This window comes from Mesorhizobium sp. M7A.F.Ca.MR.245.00.0.0, from assembly GCF_003997415.1.
GTDB lineage: Bacteria > Pseudomonadota > Alphaproteobacteria > Rhizobiales > Rhizobiaceae > Mesorhizobium.
The window spans coordinates 17,030-18,452 of sequence record NZ_RZTE01000067.1; the positions used below are offsets into that span (position 1 = coordinate 17,030).

Annotated in this window: 1 protein-coding gene and 1 pseudogene; both read right to left on the reverse strand. The window is 64.4% G+C overall.

The features are described from left to right. Nucleotides 1-150: 150 nt before the first annotated feature. Complete coding sequence (locus tag EOB80_RS33125; protein WP_127332166.1) at nt 151-1,077, reverse strand: Gfo/Idh/MocA family oxidoreductase; 927 nt, start codon at nt 1,075-1,077, stop codon at nt 151-153. 183 nt (nt 1,078-1,260) lie between these two features. Then, nucleotides 1,261-1,423, reverse strand: a pseudogene (locus EOB80_RS35740) (transcriptional regulator); the annotation flags it as partial.

The window sequence follows — 1,423 nt, forward strand, 5'->3', positions numbered from 1 at the left end:
CTTGCAGGGCGAACGCCGGCGTCGCCATTGCCCCTTTCTCCCCGTCACTATACGGGGAGAAATGTCGGCAGGACAATGAGGGGCGGCGCGCCCTTCGCAAATGATCCGGGAAGTGGGGATCGGAGCGAGGTCGCTCTTCACAGCCCATTGTCAATCGAAGAACGCCTCGACCACGTTGCGCTTGCCGAGCATGAAGGCATCGGCGACATGCTGCAGCGGCGCGAGATCGACATCGGAGACGCCGGCGCGGACGATCTCGGCGAAGCGCTTGTAGAGCATCGGGTACTCGGCCTCCGGCTCGTCATGAACCACCTTGCCGTCGATGGCGAGCTTCGAGCCGCCGCCCGACAGCACCATCGCGCCCTTGTCGGTGTCGGCCAGGATGTCCCAGCTTTGCGGGCCTGTCTGCAGCCAGTCGAGGTCCATCGTCACCGGCAACCCGTTCGAGGTGCGGAAGGCGACGCGCGCGGCAACCGGGGAGGCGCGGTTTTCGGGAAAATCCAGCACCGCCGAGGTGATGAACATCGCCGGCAGGATATGGGTGGCAATCGACAGCGCGTTGATGCCGGGATCGAAGACGCCGAAACCGCCGGGAGCCCAGATCCATTCCTGGTTCGGGTGCCAGCGGCGCACGTCTTCCTTCCAGTTGATGGCGGCCGAGTGGATGCGGGCTGAACTTAGAAAAGCACGCGCGGCCTCGACCGCCGGCGCATAGCGCGAGTGCCAGCTGGCGAACAGCGAGACGCCGTTCTGCGCGGCCAATGTCTTGAGGTCCTCGACCTCGCTGACCGTGGCGCCAGGCGGCTTCTCCAGGAAGACATGCTTCTTGGCCATCAGCGCCGTCCGCGCCGCATCGTAGCGGAACTGCGGCGGCATGCAGAGCGACACGGCCTCGAGCTCGGGCACCGCGTCGAGCATGGCTTCGATGTGAGGGAAATTCGGGATGTCATCCACCTTGCCGTGACGGCTGGCAGCCGCGATGAGGCGATAGTCCTGGTCTTTCGCCAGGGCCGGCAGATGCTGGTCGCGGACGATCTTGCCGACGCCGACGATGCCTATCTTGATGGGCTGGGACACGGTCGCTCCGTCTGTTTGATGATGATGATGGTTTCTTACCAGAACACTTGCCCCGGGCAAGCCGAAGCCGAGAAGCCTAGCTCGGCCTTCCTTGAGGCGGCAGTGCACATTTTTGTCGGCTGGGAAGGCCTCGGTCGCCGATTCGTCTCGGCAGTCGATTCGAAAGCTGGACCGGGTTCGGGTTCAGATCGGCACGTCGAAGGTGACGATCGACACTTCGCCTTCGAGCGCGCCCTGGAAGGCTGAGATATGCGGCTCTTCGTCGGGGATGCCGTCCATGTCGCCGATCTGGTCGAGCTCGGCCTCGGCGTACCCTTCGGCGGCAAGCGATTCGAGTGCCCGGCGC